General features: G+C 66.4%; 12 protein-coding genes. 8 read left to right on the top strand and 4 right to left on the bottom strand.

The genetic code is table 11. The features are described 5' to 3' along the window. Genes IGS74_RS12595 through IGS74_RS12585 form a run of 3 tightly spaced genes read left to right on the top strand, consistent with a single transcriptional unit; the run spans nt 1 to nt 4,130 of the window. Complete coding sequence (locus tag IGS74_RS12595; protein ID WP_192386549.1) at nt 1-1,656, top strand: FGGY-family carbohydrate kinase; 1,656 nt, start codon at nt 1-3, stop codon at nt 1,654-1,656. Continuing rightward, complete coding sequence (locus IGS74_RS12590) at nt 1,656-3,167, top strand: glycerol-3-phosphate dehydrogenase (protein WP_192386547.1); 1,512 nt, start codon at nt 1,656-1,658, stop codon at nt 3,165-3,167. The genes IGS74_RS12595 and IGS74_RS12590 overlap by 1 nt, the downstream gene beginning before the upstream one ends. 30 nt (nt 3,168-3,197) lie before the next feature. Then, nucleotides 3,198-4,130, top strand: coding sequence for a TIM barrel protein (locus IGS74_RS12585; protein WP_192386545.1), 933 nt, complete (start codon nt 3,198-3,200; stop codon nt 4,128-4,130). A gap of 54 nt (nt 4,131-4,184) precedes the next feature. Here the strand turns inward: IGS74_RS12585 and IGS74_RS12580 are convergent, their stop codons facing one another. From IGS74_RS12580 to IGS74_RS12565, 4 genes are all read right to left on the bottom strand, one after another. Continuing rightward, nucleotides 4,185-5,201: an ABC transporter permease gene (locus IGS74_RS12580; protein WP_192386543.1), complete on the bottom strand. Its 1,017-nt coding sequence runs from the start codon at nt 5,199-5,201 to the stop codon at nt 4,185-4,187. Between the two features lie 5 nt (nt 5,202-5,206). Beyond that, nucleotides 5,207-6,784 carry a sugar ABC transporter ATP-binding protein gene (locus tag IGS74_RS12575; RefSeq protein ID WP_192386541.1) on the bottom strand — a complete coding sequence of 526 codons (1,578 nt, stop codon included), beginning with the start codon at nt 6,782-6,784 and terminating at the stop codon, nt 5,207-5,209. 74 nt (nt 6,785-6,858) lie between these two features. Further along, the gene (locus IGS74_RS12570; RefSeq protein WP_245283056.1) at nt 6,859-7,809 is read right to left on the bottom strand and encodes a substrate-binding domain-containing protein; all 951 of its coding nucleotides are present in this window, start codon (nt 7,807-7,809) and stop codon (nt 6,859-6,861) included. Between the two features lie 110 nt (nt 7,810-7,919). Beyond that, nucleotides 7,920-8,903, bottom strand: coding sequence for an ABC transporter permease (locus IGS74_RS12565; protein ID WP_192386539.1), 984 nt, complete (start codon nt 8,901-8,903; stop codon nt 7,920-7,922). A gap of 192 nt (nt 8,904-9,095) precedes the next feature. On the opposite strand from IGS74_RS12565, the gene IGS74_RS12560 reads away from it, so the two are divergent. The 5 genes from IGS74_RS12560 (at nt 9,096) to IGS74_RS12540 (ending at nt 14,323) form a co-directional block, all read left to right on the top strand. Continuing rightward, nucleotides 9,096-10,088 carry a dihydroxyacetone kinase subunit DhaK gene (locus IGS74_RS12560; RefSeq protein WP_192386537.1) on the top strand — a complete coding sequence of 331 codons (993 nt, stop codon included), beginning with the start codon at nt 9,096-9,098 and terminating at the stop codon, nt 10,086-10,088. A gap of 11 nt (nt 10,089-10,099) precedes the next feature. Further along, entirely contained in the window at nt 10,100-10,735 is a 636-nt protein-coding gene (gene dhaL, locus IGS74_RS12555) for a dihydroxyacetone kinase subunit DhaL (RefSeq protein WP_192391782.1), read from the top strand. A 39-nt stretch (nt 10,736-10,774) separates the two neighbouring features. Beyond that, nucleotides 10,775-11,446: a dihydroxyacetone kinase subunit DhaL gene (gene dhaL, locus IGS74_RS12550; RefSeq protein WP_192386535.1), complete on the top strand. Its 672-nt coding sequence runs from the start codon at nt 10,775-10,777 to the stop codon at nt 11,444-11,446. After that, nucleotides 11,443-13,491: a bifunctional sugar-binding transcriptional regulator/dihydroxyacetone kinase subunit DhaK gene (locus IGS74_RS12545; RefSeq protein ID WP_246722545.1), complete on the top strand. Its 2,049-nt coding sequence runs from the start codon at nt 11,443-11,445 to the stop codon at nt 13,489-13,491. Before dhaL (IGS74_RS12550) ends, IGS74_RS12545 begins: the two co-directional genes overlap by 4 nt. Nucleotides 13,492-13,558: 67 nt before the next feature. After that, nucleotides 13,559-14,323, top strand: coding sequence for a hypothetical protein (locus IGS74_RS12540; protein WP_192386533.1), 765 nt, complete (start codon nt 13,559-13,561; stop codon nt 14,321-14,323). The last annotated feature ends 4 nt before the right edge of the window (nt 14,324-14,327 follow it).

The raw sequence follows: 14,327 nt of genomic DNA, 5'->3' as shown, positions 1-14,327 counted from the left end.
ATGCAGGCTTCGTCGAAGGGCAGGGACGTCGTCATTGGCATCGATGCCGGCACATCCGTCATCAAGGCGGTCGCCTTTGACCTGTCCGGACGGCAGATGGCGGTCGCCTCCGTCCTCAACCGCTATTCGCACGGGCCGGATGGCGCCGCAACGCAATCGCTGGACCAGACCTGGGCCGATTGCGTGGAGGCCCTGCGCCAGCTGGTAGCCGGCACGCCGGACCTTGCCGCGCGCGTCGCGGCCCTGTCCGTAACCGGACAGGGCGACGGCACCTGGCTCGTCGGCGCGGGAAACCGCCCGGTTGGCGATGCCTGGCTGTGGCTGGATGCACGGGCCGCGCCGACCGTGCGCCGGCTGCGCGACGCCCCGCACGAGCGGGCCCGCTTCGAGGCGACGGGCACCGGGCTCAATACCTGCCAGCAGGGTGCGCAGATGGCGCATATGGCCAGCGCCGCGCCCGAGCTGCTGCAGCGCGCCGAAACCGCCTTGCACTGCAAGGACTGGCTGTATCTCAACCTGACGGGCGTGCGGGCCACCGACCCGTCGGAAGCCAGCTTCACCTTCGGCGATTTTCGCCGCCGCGCCTATGACGACGCGGTCATCGACGCGCTGGGCCTGACGCGCGAGCGCCGTCTTCTGCCGGACATCATCGATGGCACGCGCGTAACGCACCCTCTGACGCAGGCCGCTGCCGACGCAACCGGCCTTCTCGCCGGAACGCCGGTCTCGCTCGGCTTCGTCGACATGGTGATGACGGCGCTTGGTGCGGGCGTCCATACCGGGCACCGCAATGCGGCCTGTTCCACCGTGGGGTCCACCGGTGTGCACATGCGGGCCGTCGCGGCCGACGACGTGGTCCTGAACGACGAGGGGACGGGCTACGTCATCCTGCTTCCGGTGCCCGGCATGGTCACGCAGGTGCAGACCAACATGGCCGCGACGCTGAACATAGACTGGCTCCTGCGCGTCGCCGGCGACCTTCTGGCAGAGGCCGGCCAGCCCACGGCTCACGCGGACCTCGTCCGCCGGATCGACGGCTGGATGGATCGCAGCCGCCCGGGCTCCATCCTGTACCATCCCTACATTTCCGATACCGGCGAACGCGGACCGTTCATCGACGCCAATGCGCGCGCCAGCTTCATCGGGCTTGCGGCGACCCATCGCTTTTCCGACCTTGTGCGGGCGGTCGTCGAGGGGCTCGGCATGGCCACGCGCGATTGCTACGCCGCGATGGGAGACATGCCGGCCGAGCTGCGGCTGACGGGTGGTGCGGCGCGCTCGCGGGCGCTGCGTGCGGTGCTGTCGGCCGCAATCGGCGCGCCCGTCCGCGTCTCGGCCCGTGAAGAGGCCGGGGCAGCCGGCGCGGCCATGATGGCCGCCGTTGCCATCGGGGCATATCCGGACATGGATTCCTGCATCGCGGAATGGGTGACGCCGCTGCTCGGTGCGCCGGAACACCCGGACCGCGACCTGCAGAAGATCTACGACCGCGATTTCGCCGCCTACGGGCAGGCGCGCCGTGCCCTGGAAGGCGTTTGGCAGACCATGGCGGACAATCGCGGGGCCGGCATCGGCGGGGCCGGCGCCGAGGAACCCGCGCGCGAGCATACGGAACAGACCATGGACGCCGCCGAGGCGTCCGAAGGGAGTGCATGATGAGCGATACCCAAATGATCGATCTTCTGGTTGTCGGCGGCGGCATCAACGGCGCGGGCATCGCGCGTGATGCGGCGGGCCGGGGCCTTTCCGTCGTCCTGTGCGAAAAGGACGATCTGGCGCAGGGCACCTCGTCGCGCTCCGGCAAGCTGGTGCATGGCGGCTTGCGCTACCTGGAATATTACGAGTTCCGCCTGGTGCGCGAGGCGCTGATCGAGCGCGAGGTTCTGCTGAACGCGGCCCCGCACATCATCTGGCCGATGCGTTTCGTGCTTCCGCACAGCCCGAACGACAGGCCGGCGTGGCTGGTGCGGCTGGGCCTGTTCCTCTACGATCATCTCGGCGGGCGTCGGAAGCTGCCGGGTACACGCTCGCTGGATTTGCGGCGGGATCCGGAGGGCGCGCCCATCAAGGACAGCTACACACGCGGCTTCGAGTATTCGGACTGCTGGGTGGACGATGCCCGGCTGGTGGTGTTGAACGCCGTTGGCGCTGCCGAAAAGGGCGCCGAGGTCCTGACGCGCACCGCCTGCACCGGCGTCCGGCGCGTCGACGGCGCCTGGACGGCCGAGTTGACCAACCGCGAAACGGGCGAAAAGCGCACTCTCCGGGCCAGGGTCGTGGTGAACGCCGGCGGCCCATGGGTAAAGGATATCGCGGGCCGTGTCGCCGGCAGCAACAGCCCACGCAATGTGCGCCTTGTGAAGGGCAGCCACATCATCGTTCCGAAGTTCTGGGAAGGCTCGCAGGCCTACCTGGTGCAGAACGACGACAAGCGCGTCATCTTCATCAACCCGTACGAGGGCGACAAGGCGCTGATCGGCACGACCGACATTCCCTATGAAGGCCGGCCGGAGGATGTGACCGCCGACGAAAGCGAGATCGCCTACCTGCTGGACGTGGTGAACCGCTACTTCAAGGAACAGTTGCGGCGCGAGGACATCGTCCATGCCTTCTCCGGCGTCCGCCCCCTGTTCGACGACGGCAAGGGCAACCCATCGGCCGTGACCCGCGATTACACGTTCGACCTCGATGAAACCGATGGCGTGCCGCTGCTGAACGTCTTCGGCGGCAAGATCACCACCTTCCGCAAGCTTGCCGAGCATGCGGTGGAGAAGATCGAGGGGTATTTCCCCGGCATGGCGGGCTCCTGGACCAGCGGCGCGCCGCTGCCGGGCGGTGAAATTCCGAACGCGGATTTCGTCACCTTCACCGAAAGGCTGCGCGAGGCCTATCCCTGGATGCCACGCCGTCTGATGCGCCATTATGCCCGGCTGTACGGGGCGCGGACCCACATCCTGGTGGGCGACGCCGGCAGCGTGAGCGGACTGGGCCGGCATTTCGGCGGCGATCTGTACGAGGCCGAGGTGCGCTATTTGATCGCGCATGAATGGGCGATGACGGCCGATGACGTCCTGGTGCGCCGGACCAAGCACGGTCTGCACCTCAGCGAGGCGGAAAAGGGCGGGTTGGCCGAGTGGTTCGACAACCGGGCCGATATCGCAGCCTGACGCGCAACGACAGCATTGGACGATCCCGACATGGCCCTGACGCTTTCCCTGAACACCAATCCGCTCGTCAATCGTTTTGCCGATGTGGACGACCTGATCGACACCGTGGCGCGGCACCTGCGCATCCGCGATCTGCAACTGACCCACGAGTTCATCAACCCATCCTGGCCGGCCCCCGTGATCCGCCGGTTGACGCGGTCGATGTCCGCCGCGCTGGACCGGACGGGCGTGCGCGTCACATCCGGCATGACGGGCCCGTACGGCCGGTTGAACCATTTCGGACATCCCGACCGCGACGTGCGGCGCTATTATGTGGACTGGTTCAAGACCTTCGCCGACATCACCGCCGACCTCGGCGGGGTTTCGGTGGGCACGCAGTTCGCCATCTTCACTTTCCGCGACTATGACGATCCGGCGCGGCGCGAAGAGCTGACGGCCATCGCCATCGATTGCTGGGCAGAGGTGGCCGAACACGCCAAGGCGGCCGGGCTGGACTATGTCTACTGGGAGCCGATGTCGGTTGGCCGCGAGTTCGGGCACACCATCGCCGAATGCCTGACGCTGCAGAACCGGCTGTCCGCCGCCGGAATGGCCATTCCCATGTTCATGATGGCCGATATCGATCATGGCGACGTGACCTCGCCAAACCCTGACGATACCGACCCCTATGCCTGGGCGCGCGCCGTGCCTACGGTATCGCCCATCATCCACATCAAGCAGTCCAAGATGGACAAGAGCGGCCACCGTCCCTTTACGGCAGAGCACAACGCCAATGGGCGCATCAAGCCGGAACCGCTGCTGGAAGCCCTGCGCGAGGGCGGCGCGAGCGACAATGAAATCTGCCTGGAACTGTCGTTCAAAGAGCGCGAGCCGGACGACCGACGCGTGATCCCGGCCATCGCGGAAAGCATCGCCTTCTGGGCGCCCTATATCGACACCGGGGAATCCGACCTCAAGGTCTAGGCGACGACCCGGCCGGAGGCCGGGCGATCATCCCTGCGGGATGAGGCGCCAAGCCTAGCGACGTTGAAGCACGAAGAAGACGCCTGCCGATACGATGAACAGGCCCAGGATGGCCGTCTGCCAGGTGCTCGGAATGCCCACCATGATCAGGACGTTGCTGACCAGCGTGATGAGAACCACGCCCAGGAGCGTGCCGAGCACGGTGCCCGAGCCGCCGGTTATCCGCGCCCCGCCAAGGATGACCGCGGCGATGACCGAAAGCTCGATGCCGGCAAGGTCGAACGGATTGGCCAGCCGGTTGCTGGATACGTGGATGATGCCGCCGATACCGGCAAGCATTCCGGCCCAGGCGAAGACGAATAGCTGAACGGTCGTCACCTTGTAGCCCAGCCGTTCCGCAATGTCGGGCCTGCCGCCCACGGCATAGACGGCGCGCCCGATCAGGGTGAAGCGCAGGATCGCCCAGGTGGCGAGCGCGGCGACCGCCAGCACCAGCACGAATGCCGGCAATTGCACGGTGAATCCGTTTTCGGCCGTGCGCGTCATCAGGCTGGCCTGGCCGAACCGGTCCATCGCGGCCGGAATGTTCATGAACAGGGCCGTGCCGATGAATGTCAGCAGGAAGCCGCGATAGGCGTATTGCGTGCCGATGGTCACGATCAGCGACGGGGCCTTGAGTGCGTTGACGAGAACGCCGTTGACCGCGCCCAGAAGCGCGCCGCCCAGCGCCGCGATACAGAAGATGACGACCATCCCGGTATCCGGCGCAAACAGCGTGACGGCCTTCGTCACCGCATACATGACGAAGGCCGCGATAGCCGAAAAGGAGACGTCCAGCCCACCGGCCGCCAGCACCATGAGGACGCCGAGAGCGAAGAGCCCGCGCACGACGGATGCCCGCAGGATGTCGAACAGGTTCGCGAGCTGCCAGAAGGCGGGGTTAATCGCGCCGACGCCGACGCAGATGACGACGATCAGAAGCGCGGCGAACGCTTCGGGGTGCCGGCGGAACAGGCTGAGGATACGGACCGGAAGGCTCGGCGTGGCGGTGGTGATCGTGTCGGTGGTCATTCGTGTCAGGCCCTGTTGCGGTTCGTGCCGAGCTGCAATGCTGCGCCCATCCGTTCGTACAGGGCGGCCTCGTCGAGGTCGGTCGCCGCGTCGGTGGAAACGATACGACCCTTCTGCATGACGGCGATCCGGTCGCAGTTCTGAAGCAGTTCCGGCAGGTCGTCGCTGATGATGATGACGGCCATGCCGCCATCGGCGAGGGATTGGATGATGCGGAAGATCGTATCCTTGGATCCGACATCCACGCCGACTGTCGGCCCGTGGAGGATCAGCAGTCTCGGCTGGATCGCCAGCCAGCGGCCGATCAGGATCCTTTGCTGGTTGCCGCCCGAAAGCGACTGTACGGGACGCCGGATATTGGGCGCGACAACTTTCAGCTCCTGCATCAGCCCATTGGCGACCTCGGCGCTCTTGCGCCTGTCGACAAGGCCGAGACGGCCCCGCAGCCTGCGCAGAATGGCCATGACGAGGTTGTCCTCGATCGGCTTTTCAAGAAAGAGGCCCTCCGTCAGCCGGTCCTCGGGCACATAGCCGATGCCTGCCCGGTTGGCCTGCGAAGGGGTCGCCAGCGTGACGGGGCTGCCGGCGATGCGGATTTCGCCGACATCGGCGGGAGAGACGCCGGCGAGGGCCCGGGCCAGCTCGTTGCGTCCCGAATCGAGCAGGCCGGTTATGCCGAGTATTTCTCCTTCGGCCACCGTCAGCGATACGTCGCCGAACGCCGCCTTCCTTCCGAGCGCGCGGGTTTCCAGCAGAGGCTTGCCAATGCGTGGATGGGTGCGATAGCGGCCTTCGTCGATATCGCGGCCGGTCATCAGGGCGGCCAGCTCGCGCTTGGAGACGCCGGCAATGTCGCATTGGCGCACGATCGCGCCGTCGCGCATCACGATGGCCTGGCCGCCGATCGCCTTGCACTCGTCCAGCTTGTGGGTGACGAACAGCACCGAAACACCGTCCGCGTGCAGGCGCCGCACCACAGCGATCAGGTTTTCCACTTCCCGGCGCGTCAGGGAGGTGGTCGGCTCGTCCATGATGACCAGACCGGCGCGACCGGCAATGGCCCGGGCAATGGCGACGAGCTGGCGTGTTGCGATGGGCAGGTCTTCGATGCGACGTTTCAGGAATGCGGTGTCGGTGGGCAGGTCCACCTTGGCCAGAGCGGCGCGCGCCGTCGTCCGCAGCCGTGCGCCGGAAACGCCCCGAAAGAGGCGTCCGTCGCCCTCTACGAGCTGCTGGTTGAGCGCGACGTTTTCTTCCACCGACAGGTTCGGCAGAAGGGACAGGTCCTGGTAGACCGTCTCGATGCCGGCCTTCAGCGCGGCAATGGGGTTCAACCGATCGCGCGTCACGCCGTCGATGACGAGGCTGCCCTCCGTCGCGGGCTGCGCGCCCGACAGGATGCGGATGAGGGTGGACTTGCCACAGCCGTTTTCACCGAGAAGGTGGTATGTCTGTCCACGGTCGATGCGGAAGCTGACGCCGCGCAGCGCGTGAACGCCGCCGTAACGCTTGTGGAGGTTGCTGACCTCCAGAAACGCGGGGCCGTCCTTCGTCTCGCCTGCGGAATTGCCGTCGCGCGCCATTGCCGTGTTCCTGTCATCCGCTTTCGACGGAACGGGCAGCAGCCCGTCCCGTGGCTTCGCCTGTCCTGTCGATCTCAGAACGGATAGTCTTTGTAGTTGTCCTTGGTGACATCCACCCAGGCCTGGCCGCGCACGATCACGCCTTCGCCCGGACCGTCCGTAACGCTGACCTTGTCGTAGCCGGGAACGCCGAGATCCATGCCGTCGGTGATCTCCTCGCCTGCCAATACCTTCGCGGCCAGGATGTTCATGACGTAGCCGGCGTCCTTCGGATCCCAGAAGGCGATGCCGTCGACCGCGCCGGTCTCCAGATACGGGCCGGTATCCTTCGGCAGGCCAAGACCGTAGACACACGTCTTGTCGGCGATGCCGGCTTCCTCGACGGCGCGGCCGATGCCGATGACGTCGATGGCCGAACCGCCCTGGAAGCCCTTGATGTCGGGATGCGCGCGCAGGATCTCGCGGGCAAGCTCATAGGCGCGGTTGGCATCGTTGAAGGATTCGTTCTTGGCCGAGACAAGTTCCATCTTGTCGTACTTCTCGGCATTCTTGGCGCCGCCATCGGCCCACTGCACATGCGTCAGGCTGCCCAGCGAGCCGACGAACGACGTCCACTTGCCTTCGTGGCCCATGCATTCGGCAAGCTGTTCGTTGAAGTGGGCGCCGAACTCGGCGTTGTCGAACGCCTCAAGGTCCACTTCCGTGTTCTGCAGGTTGTCGGCCTCGTGCGTGATCACCTTGATGCCACGCTGCGTCGCGCGGCGCAGGACGCCTTCCAGCGAGGACGGGTCCATGGGCACGACGGCGATGGCGTCCACACCCTGCGCGATCAGATCCTGGATGATGGCGGCCTGCTGCGCCGCGTCCGCCTTGGCCGGGCCTACCTGGCGCGTGGCGATGCCCTCGTGCTCGTCGCCGTAGGCCTTCACGCCTTCTTCCATGCGGGTGAACCAGTTTTCGCCGGTCACCTTGACCACCGTGACGACGGTCTTTTCCTGTGCCGCGAGCGGCGAAGCCATGGCCATGCTCAAGGCGGCGGTGCCCAGAAGGGCAGTCAAGATTCGCATTCCCGTTTCCTCCACAATCCCTCGATCGCTCAGCACTCGCGCGGGAGGGACCGCGCGGGGCAATCGGCTCAGGCCCGCACGCGCATGAAGGGGCGCAGGTCGATCCGCGCCGAGGCAAGGAACAGCAGCAGAAGCAGCCCCCACGCGCAGTCGCGGAAAAAGTTTGAAATGCCCATGAAGTTGAAAAGGCTGGACAGCATCTGCAGTGCCATGGCCGACAGCACGACGCAGACCACGCGGCCATATCCGCCCGATGGACGCACGCCCGCCATCACCACGATCAGGATGGCGATGAGCACATAGGACGTCCCGTAATCCCATTTGACGCTGGAGGTGCGCGCCGCGATCACGAAGCCGGCCACGCCGGCGAGAACGCTGGACAGGAGATAGGTGCCAAACAGCATCCGCCGCACCGGGATACCCGCATAGAACGCCGCGACGGGGTTGCTGCCCATCAGGAACAACCGCTTGCCGAAGGCGCTGAACCTCAAGGCGATGGCAAGAAGGGCCGCAATGGCGATGAACAGGGCGAATGGCAGCGGCACACCGAATACGGGCATGTTGCCGAAATCGTCCATGGGAAGGATGAAGCCCAGCGTCTGCGCCGAACCGCCCGTCAGCCCCACGGCGATCCCGGTGAACAGGAGTTGCGTGCCCAGGGTGGCGATGATGGGCGTCAGGCCGGCATAGCCGACAAGCAGGCCGTTGACGATGCCGCCGGCAATGCCCGTGGCCAGCGCGAGGCCGAAGAAGACCCAGGTATAGGCAAGGGGTGCCGCGTCCGGCGCTGCGATGAGGGGCGCCAGCAGCGCCGCCACGATGCCGGCGAGGTTGGCCAGGGCGATCCCCGAAAGGTCGATGCCACCATTTCCGGACACCATCGCCAGCATCACGCCGAGGGCCAGAAGACCCAGTTCGGGAACCTGCGCGCCCATCGACTGGAAATTGAACAGGCTTGTGTAGGAGGGGCCCACGAGCGCAAGCGCCGCGACGATGATGAGCGCATTGACCGCAACCAGAAATGTAAATTGGCGGTCGAGCTGCTCGCTCATGCGTAAACCTCCCAGCCGTCTAACCGGCAGCGGATATGCTGCTGGCGCCTCCCTGACGTGCAGCGCCACACTAAGCTGTCGATGACATATGTCAATCGTTTTTGAATAATGACAGCCGTGCGCAAATCCTCTATGAGCCGTAGGTGAGGGAGGCGCGGCCATGTCGGGTCGGCGCAGGGAGAGGTCAGGTCCATGCAGCGTTTCATCAACAACCCGGACGATCTCGTCGACGAAACGGTAGCCGGCTTCGTCAAGGCGCACAGGCATCTGGTGCGTCTTCATCCGGAGAATCCACGGGTGGTGCTTTCCGTCGACGCGGCCACGCCCGGGCGGGTCGGCATCGTGACCGGCGGCGGCTCGGGCCACGAGCCGGCCTTTATCGGCTATACGGGCCGCAACATGGTCGATGCGGTGGCAGTGGGCGAGCTTTTCTCGTCACCGACGGCGAAAAGCTTTGCGGACGCCATCCGGGCGGCGGATGGAGGCGCCGGGGTTGCCGTCCTGTACGGCAATTATGCCGGCGACAACATGAACGTCAAAATGGCGACGCGCATGGTCGGCAAGGACGGGATCGAGGTGGCGACCGTGGTTGCCAACGACGATGTCCTGTCCGCGCCCTTGGCGGAGCGCGAGAAGCGGCGCGGCGTCGCGGGCGAGATCTTCATGTGGAAGATCGGCGGGGCCCGCGCGGCCGAGGGCGCGTCGTTGGCCGAGGTACAGGCGGCAGCGCAGAAGGCGGTCGACGCATGCCGCTCGGTGGGCGTCGGGCTCGGGCCATGCACGCTGCCGGCGGTGGGGCATCCCAATTTCAGCATCGAGCCCGGCACGATGGAGGTCGGCATCGGCCACCATGGCGAGCCGGGAACCAAGGTGGAAGCCCTTCGCACCGCCGACGAGGTCGCCGACGAGATGCTCGACATCGTCATGGCGGAGCACGAGGTGTCCACCGGGGGCGAGGTGGCTGTGCTGGTATCCGGCCTCGGCGCCACACCGGTAAACGAGCTCTATGTTCTCTACGACCGGGTCGAGAAGGGACTTTCGAGGCGAGGCCTGTCCGTTCACAGGGCATTCGTCGGCAACTACTTCACCTCGCTGGAAATGGTGGGCGCGACGTTGACGGTGATGGTGCTGGACGACGAGCTCAAGCGCCTTCTCGACATGGAAACCGCCTCTCCGGCGTTGTAAGGACCAGGATGATGGAAGCTATCGACAATGCCGGCAACGGCGTGATCGTTGAAGAGATCGCGGCCGTCATCGTGGCCAACAAGGCCTATCTGTCCGAAATCGACGGCAAGATCGGCGATGGAGACCACGGCGTGAACATGGCCAAGGGATTTGGCCGCGCGGCCGAGCGTATCCATGGCCAGGGGGTCAGCCTGGAAGAGGCGATGGCGACGCTTTCGGATGTCCTGATGTCTGAGATCGGCGGCTCGATGGGGCCTCTCTACGGGCTGATGTTCGAAGACATGGCAGCGGCGCTGAAGGGCCGCGACACCATCGATGCCGATACCTTCTCGGCCATGCTCAACGCCGGGCTGGACGGGGTGCGCGGCGTCGGTGGCGCCGATGTGGGCGACAAGACGTTGATGGATACGCTCGTACCCGCCGTCGCCGCTTTCGATGCGCACAAGGCGGAGGGATTCGCCACGGCCCTCGAAGCGATGAGCGCGGCGGCCGAGAAGGGGCGCGACTCCACCGTGGATCTGGTTGCCAGGATCGGCCGCGCCAGCCGGCTCGGGGAGCGGTCGCGCGGTGTCCTGGACGCCGGGGCGACATCCTGCTGCCTCATCCTGTCGACATTCGGCGGCGCCATCGCCCGCCGGCTTGGCTGACGGCTTGCGCATGAGCCGGATTCCGGCGGACACTGCGCCATGGGCAGGATAGAATCGAGCGATCTGGTCGATATCTTCCGCGTGGTTTCCGCGCGGTTGTCGGAAGCGCGCGGCTGGCTGGGAGAGCTGGACGGCGCCATCGGAGACGCGGACCATGGCGCGTCCATGGCCGAGGGGTTTGCGGCCATCGTCCGCGCGACCCGGGATGCGGCGGCAAGCGGTACGCCTGCCGGCGCCTTGTTTCCCATTGCCGCGCGGTCTTTTCTCAGCGCCGTGGGGGCGACGGCCGGGCCGCTGTATGCCAGCGCCCTGCTGCGGGCCGGACAGGGGCTCGAAGCCGCCGAAAGCCTGTCGGACCGCGACATAGCCAAGCTGATTCCGGCCATGGCGGACGGCATTCGCCAGCGCGGCAAGGCCGCCGCCGGCGACAAGACCATGATGGACGCATGGGGCCCTGCGGCCCGCGCCGTGGAAGCGGCCCTCGCGGCAGGGGCCTTGCCGCCGCGCGCGCTCGATGCCGCACTGGAAGCGGCCATGGACGGACGTGATTCCACCAGGGCCATGGTGGCCTCGAAGGGCCGCGCGGCGCGCCTGGGCGAGCGGAGCCTCGGGCACCTGGACCCGGGCGCCGCATCCGCCGTCATCGTCATCGAAGGGTTCCGCGAAGGACTGACGCTGATCCTGGAGCGCAAGGGCGAGGCCGGCCGATGACGCGTATTGCCGGAAAGGCGTCGGGCGAGCCGGGGGTGATGCCGCTGCGCTTCGGCGACGATGCGCTGCTGTGGGCAGCCTGGCTGTACTACGAAGAAGGGATGACCCAGGGCGACATCGCGTCGACGATGGGCGTATCGCGGGCGTCCGTGAACGCCTATCTGGCCGACGCGCGCACCCGCGGCCTCGTCAATATCGAGATTGAGCCGGTCAAGTTCCGGGCATTGTCCCTGGCGCAGGCCCTGAAGGAACATTTCGGGCTTCAGGATTGCCTCGTCATCCCTACGGATGGCGGGGAGCGGTCGCTGATCGCGCGGCTCGGGGCTGCCGGCGCGCAGGCTTTGTCGTTCCATGTACGGTCCGGCGATACGATCGCCGTCACATGGGGCCGGACGATGCTTGCCTTGGCGCAGGCGATGCAGGCGCCCGGCCTGGCCGATATCCGCGTGGTGCAGGCCACCGGCGGCACGACCGCCAAGATCCCCTGGACGCCGGAGGCCTGCGCCTCACGGCTGGCCGAGGCACTCGGCGCCCGCTGCATTCCGTTGTCGGCGCCGGCCATCGTATCCAGTGCCACCGTGCGCGACATGCTTGTGAGCGAGGCCGTCCTGGCCGAGCAGATGGACGTTCTAGCGCAAGCGAACCGCATCGTGCTGGGCATTTCCTCGTTACGGCCAGAAAGCACGATCCACACGAGCGGCTTCTTCGACGGGGTGACGCAGCACCTTCACTATCAGGACGCCATCGGCAGCATTGCCGGCCGCTTCATCTCGACGCGCGGGGAAGCCGTGCCCGGGCCATTGGACGGACGAACCGTGGGGGTCGACCTTTCTGCGCTCCGGAGGATTCCGCAGCGCATCGCCGTCGCCGGCGGGGTGGACAAGGTTCCGGCCATACTGGCCGCGCTGCGGGGTGGCTTCGTCAGTGTGCTGGTGACCGACGCTTCGACCGGGCGGGGCATTCTGACGGCCGAGGGCTTCCACGATACGCCGCGCCGTTCGGCGCCGCCGGCGCAGACGCCACTGGCGGCGCGGACGCGGGTCAAGAAACTCCTGAACGATCCCCATGACGCCATCGATGAGATGCTGGCGGGGGCGGCGGCGGCGCATGGCGATATCCTGGCCCCCGTCATCGATGCACCGCGCGCCATCGCCCGTACGGATCTGCCGCGGCCCGGCAAGGTCGGGATCGTGGTGGGGGGCGGCTCCGGGCACGAGCCGGGCTTCTGGGGCTATGTCGGCCCCGGCCTGGCGGATGCCGCCGCCATCGGCAACGTGTTCTCCGCGCCGCCGCCGGACCCGATCCTGGCGGCAACGCGCGCCGTCGATGCCGGCGCGGGGGTATTGTACATCTACGGAAACTTCTCGGGCGATGTCATGAACTTCGACATGGCGGCAGAGCTTGCCGCGGCGGAAGGCATTGCCGTCCGGTCGATCGTCACGACGGACGACGTCGCCTCGTCACCGGCGGAGTCGCGCGCCGCGCGGCGCGGTGTGGCCGGCAACGTCTTCGTTTTCAAGGTGGCGGGTGCGGCCGCCGAGAGGCGCCTGCCGCTGGACGCCTGCGAATCCATCGCACGGCGGGCCAATGCCAGAACCTACACGATGGGTATCGCGCTGGAGGCCGGTTCGCTTCCTGAAACACGCCGCCCCAGTTTCGTCATCGGGCCGGAGGACATGGAAATCGGCGTCGGTGTCCACGGCGAGCCCGGTATTGCGCGGCAGCCCGTTGCCACGGCCGATGCCGCGGCAGACCTGATGCTGGACCGGATCCTGTCCGAGATGCCCGCAACCGAAGGCGACCGCGTGGCCGTGCTGGTCAACTCTCTTGGCGGCACGCCGACGATGGAACTCTATATCGTCTATCGCCGCGTCCGCGAGCGTCTGCGGGCAAGGGGGCTCAACGTGGCGATGAGCCTTGTCGGGCCCTACTACACCTCGCTCGATATGGCCGGCGTATCGCTGTCCATCATGCATCTCGACGACCAGCTCGCCGATCTCCTGAAAGACCCGTGCCGCTCAGCCGCATTGGAATGGGGGACATGAGCTTGAGTTCGAGCTCCTGTCGTGTTGATCCTGTGGTTGAGGCAGGTGGTACAGGGGGAGCAAGCCGGTGGAGCCGTTTTCGACGTCGTTGCTGATCTTCACGATCGTCGTTGTCGGGGCCATAGCGGCCATGGCGGTCGGGCCCTCTCTCCGGCCGCACCACATATCGACGGAAACGCGCGATGTGGTGAAGCTCGGCATCGGCATGGTGTCGGCCATGAGCGCGCTGATCCTGGGGCTTACCGTTTCTTCGGTCATGTCCAGCTACAACCTGACCGAACGGGACGTACAGCAATACGCAACCGACCTCGTCAACCTGGACGGGGCGCTACGGGATTATGGAGCTGGGGCCGACGCCGTGCGCGCCGACCTGCAGCAGTTTACGGTGCTGTCGCTTGCCGAGGCGTGGCCCGCGCGCCGCAGCCTGATGCCGGGTGCGGAGGAAACCGATGTCGAGCAGGCGCTGGCCGCGATCGGAACGGCCATTTTCGACCTGCCGGGCGACAGCGCCGACGCTGCGCAGGACCGCAGCGCGGCGGTGGCGATGTATCGCAAGGTGCAGCAGGATCGCTGGAAGATCGGGATCGAGAGCTATTCTTCGGTCAACCCGATCATGGTCGTCGTGCTGACCGTCTGGTTGACGCTGATCTTCATCTCGTTCGGACTGTTCGCACCGCGCAATATCGTGTCGGTGCTGTTCCTTATCATCTGTCCGGCCTGCATAGCCGCGACGATCTACCTGATACTGGATCTGAACACGCCCTTCGAGGGCATGACCGCCATCGCGCCCGTGCCACTCGAACGTGCGTTGCAGCACCAGATGAAACCCTGACGAC

Origin of the sequence: Aureimonas sp. OT7, assembly GCF_014844055.1 — a bacterium.
Taxonomy (GTDB): Bacteria; Pseudomonadota; Alphaproteobacteria; order Rhizobiales; family Rhizobiaceae; genus Aureimonas; species Aureimonas altamirensis_A.
Note: the sequence above shows the minus strand (reverse complement) of the source record. Positions and strands in the feature narration are given on the sequence as shown.

Bases quoted from the DNA above. Each gene is read 5' to 3' on its own strand.
- IGS74_RS12565 (WP_192386539.1), bottom strand. From the start codon at position 8,903: ATGAGCGAGCAGCTCGACCGCCAATTTACATTTCTGGTTGCGGTCAAT.
- IGS74_RS12580 (WP_192386543.1), bottom strand. From the start codon at position 5,201: ATGACCACCGACACGATCACCACCGCCACGCCGAGCCTTCCGGTCCGT.
- IGS74_RS12575 (WP_192386541.1), bottom strand. From the start codon at position 6,784: ATGGCGCGCGACGGCAATTCCGCAGGCGAGACGAAGGACGGCCCCGCG.
- IGS74_RS12595 (WP_192386549.1), top strand. From the start codon at position 1: ATGCAGGCTTCGTCGAAGGGCAGGGACGTCGTCATTGGCATCGATGCC.
- IGS74_RS12570 (WP_245283056.1), bottom strand. From the start codon at position 7,809: ATGGCCATGGCTTCGCCGCTCGCGGCACAGGAAAAGACCGTCGTCACG.
- IGS74_RS12590 (WP_192386547.1), top strand. From the start codon at position 1,656: ATGAGCGATACCCAAATGATCGATCTTCTGGTTGTCGGCGGCGGCATC.
- IGS74_RS12545 (WP_246722545.1), top strand. From the start codon at position 11,443: ATGACGCGTATTGCCGGAAAGGCGTCGGGCGAGCCGGGGGTGATGCCG.
- IGS74_RS12560 (WP_192386537.1), top strand. From the start codon at position 9,096: ATGCAGCGTTTCATCAACAACCCGGACGATCTCGTCGACGAAACGGTA.
- dhaL (WP_192386535.1), top strand. From the start codon at position 10,775: ATGGGCAGGATAGAATCGAGCGATCTGGTCGATATCTTCCGCGTGGTT.
- dhaL (WP_192391782.1), top strand. From the start codon at position 10,100: ATGGAAGCTATCGACAATGCCGGCAACGGCGTGATCGTTGAAGAGATC.
- IGS74_RS12585 (WP_192386545.1), top strand. From the start codon at position 3,198: ATGGCCCTGACGCTTTCCCTGAACACCAATCCGCTCGTCAATCGTTTT.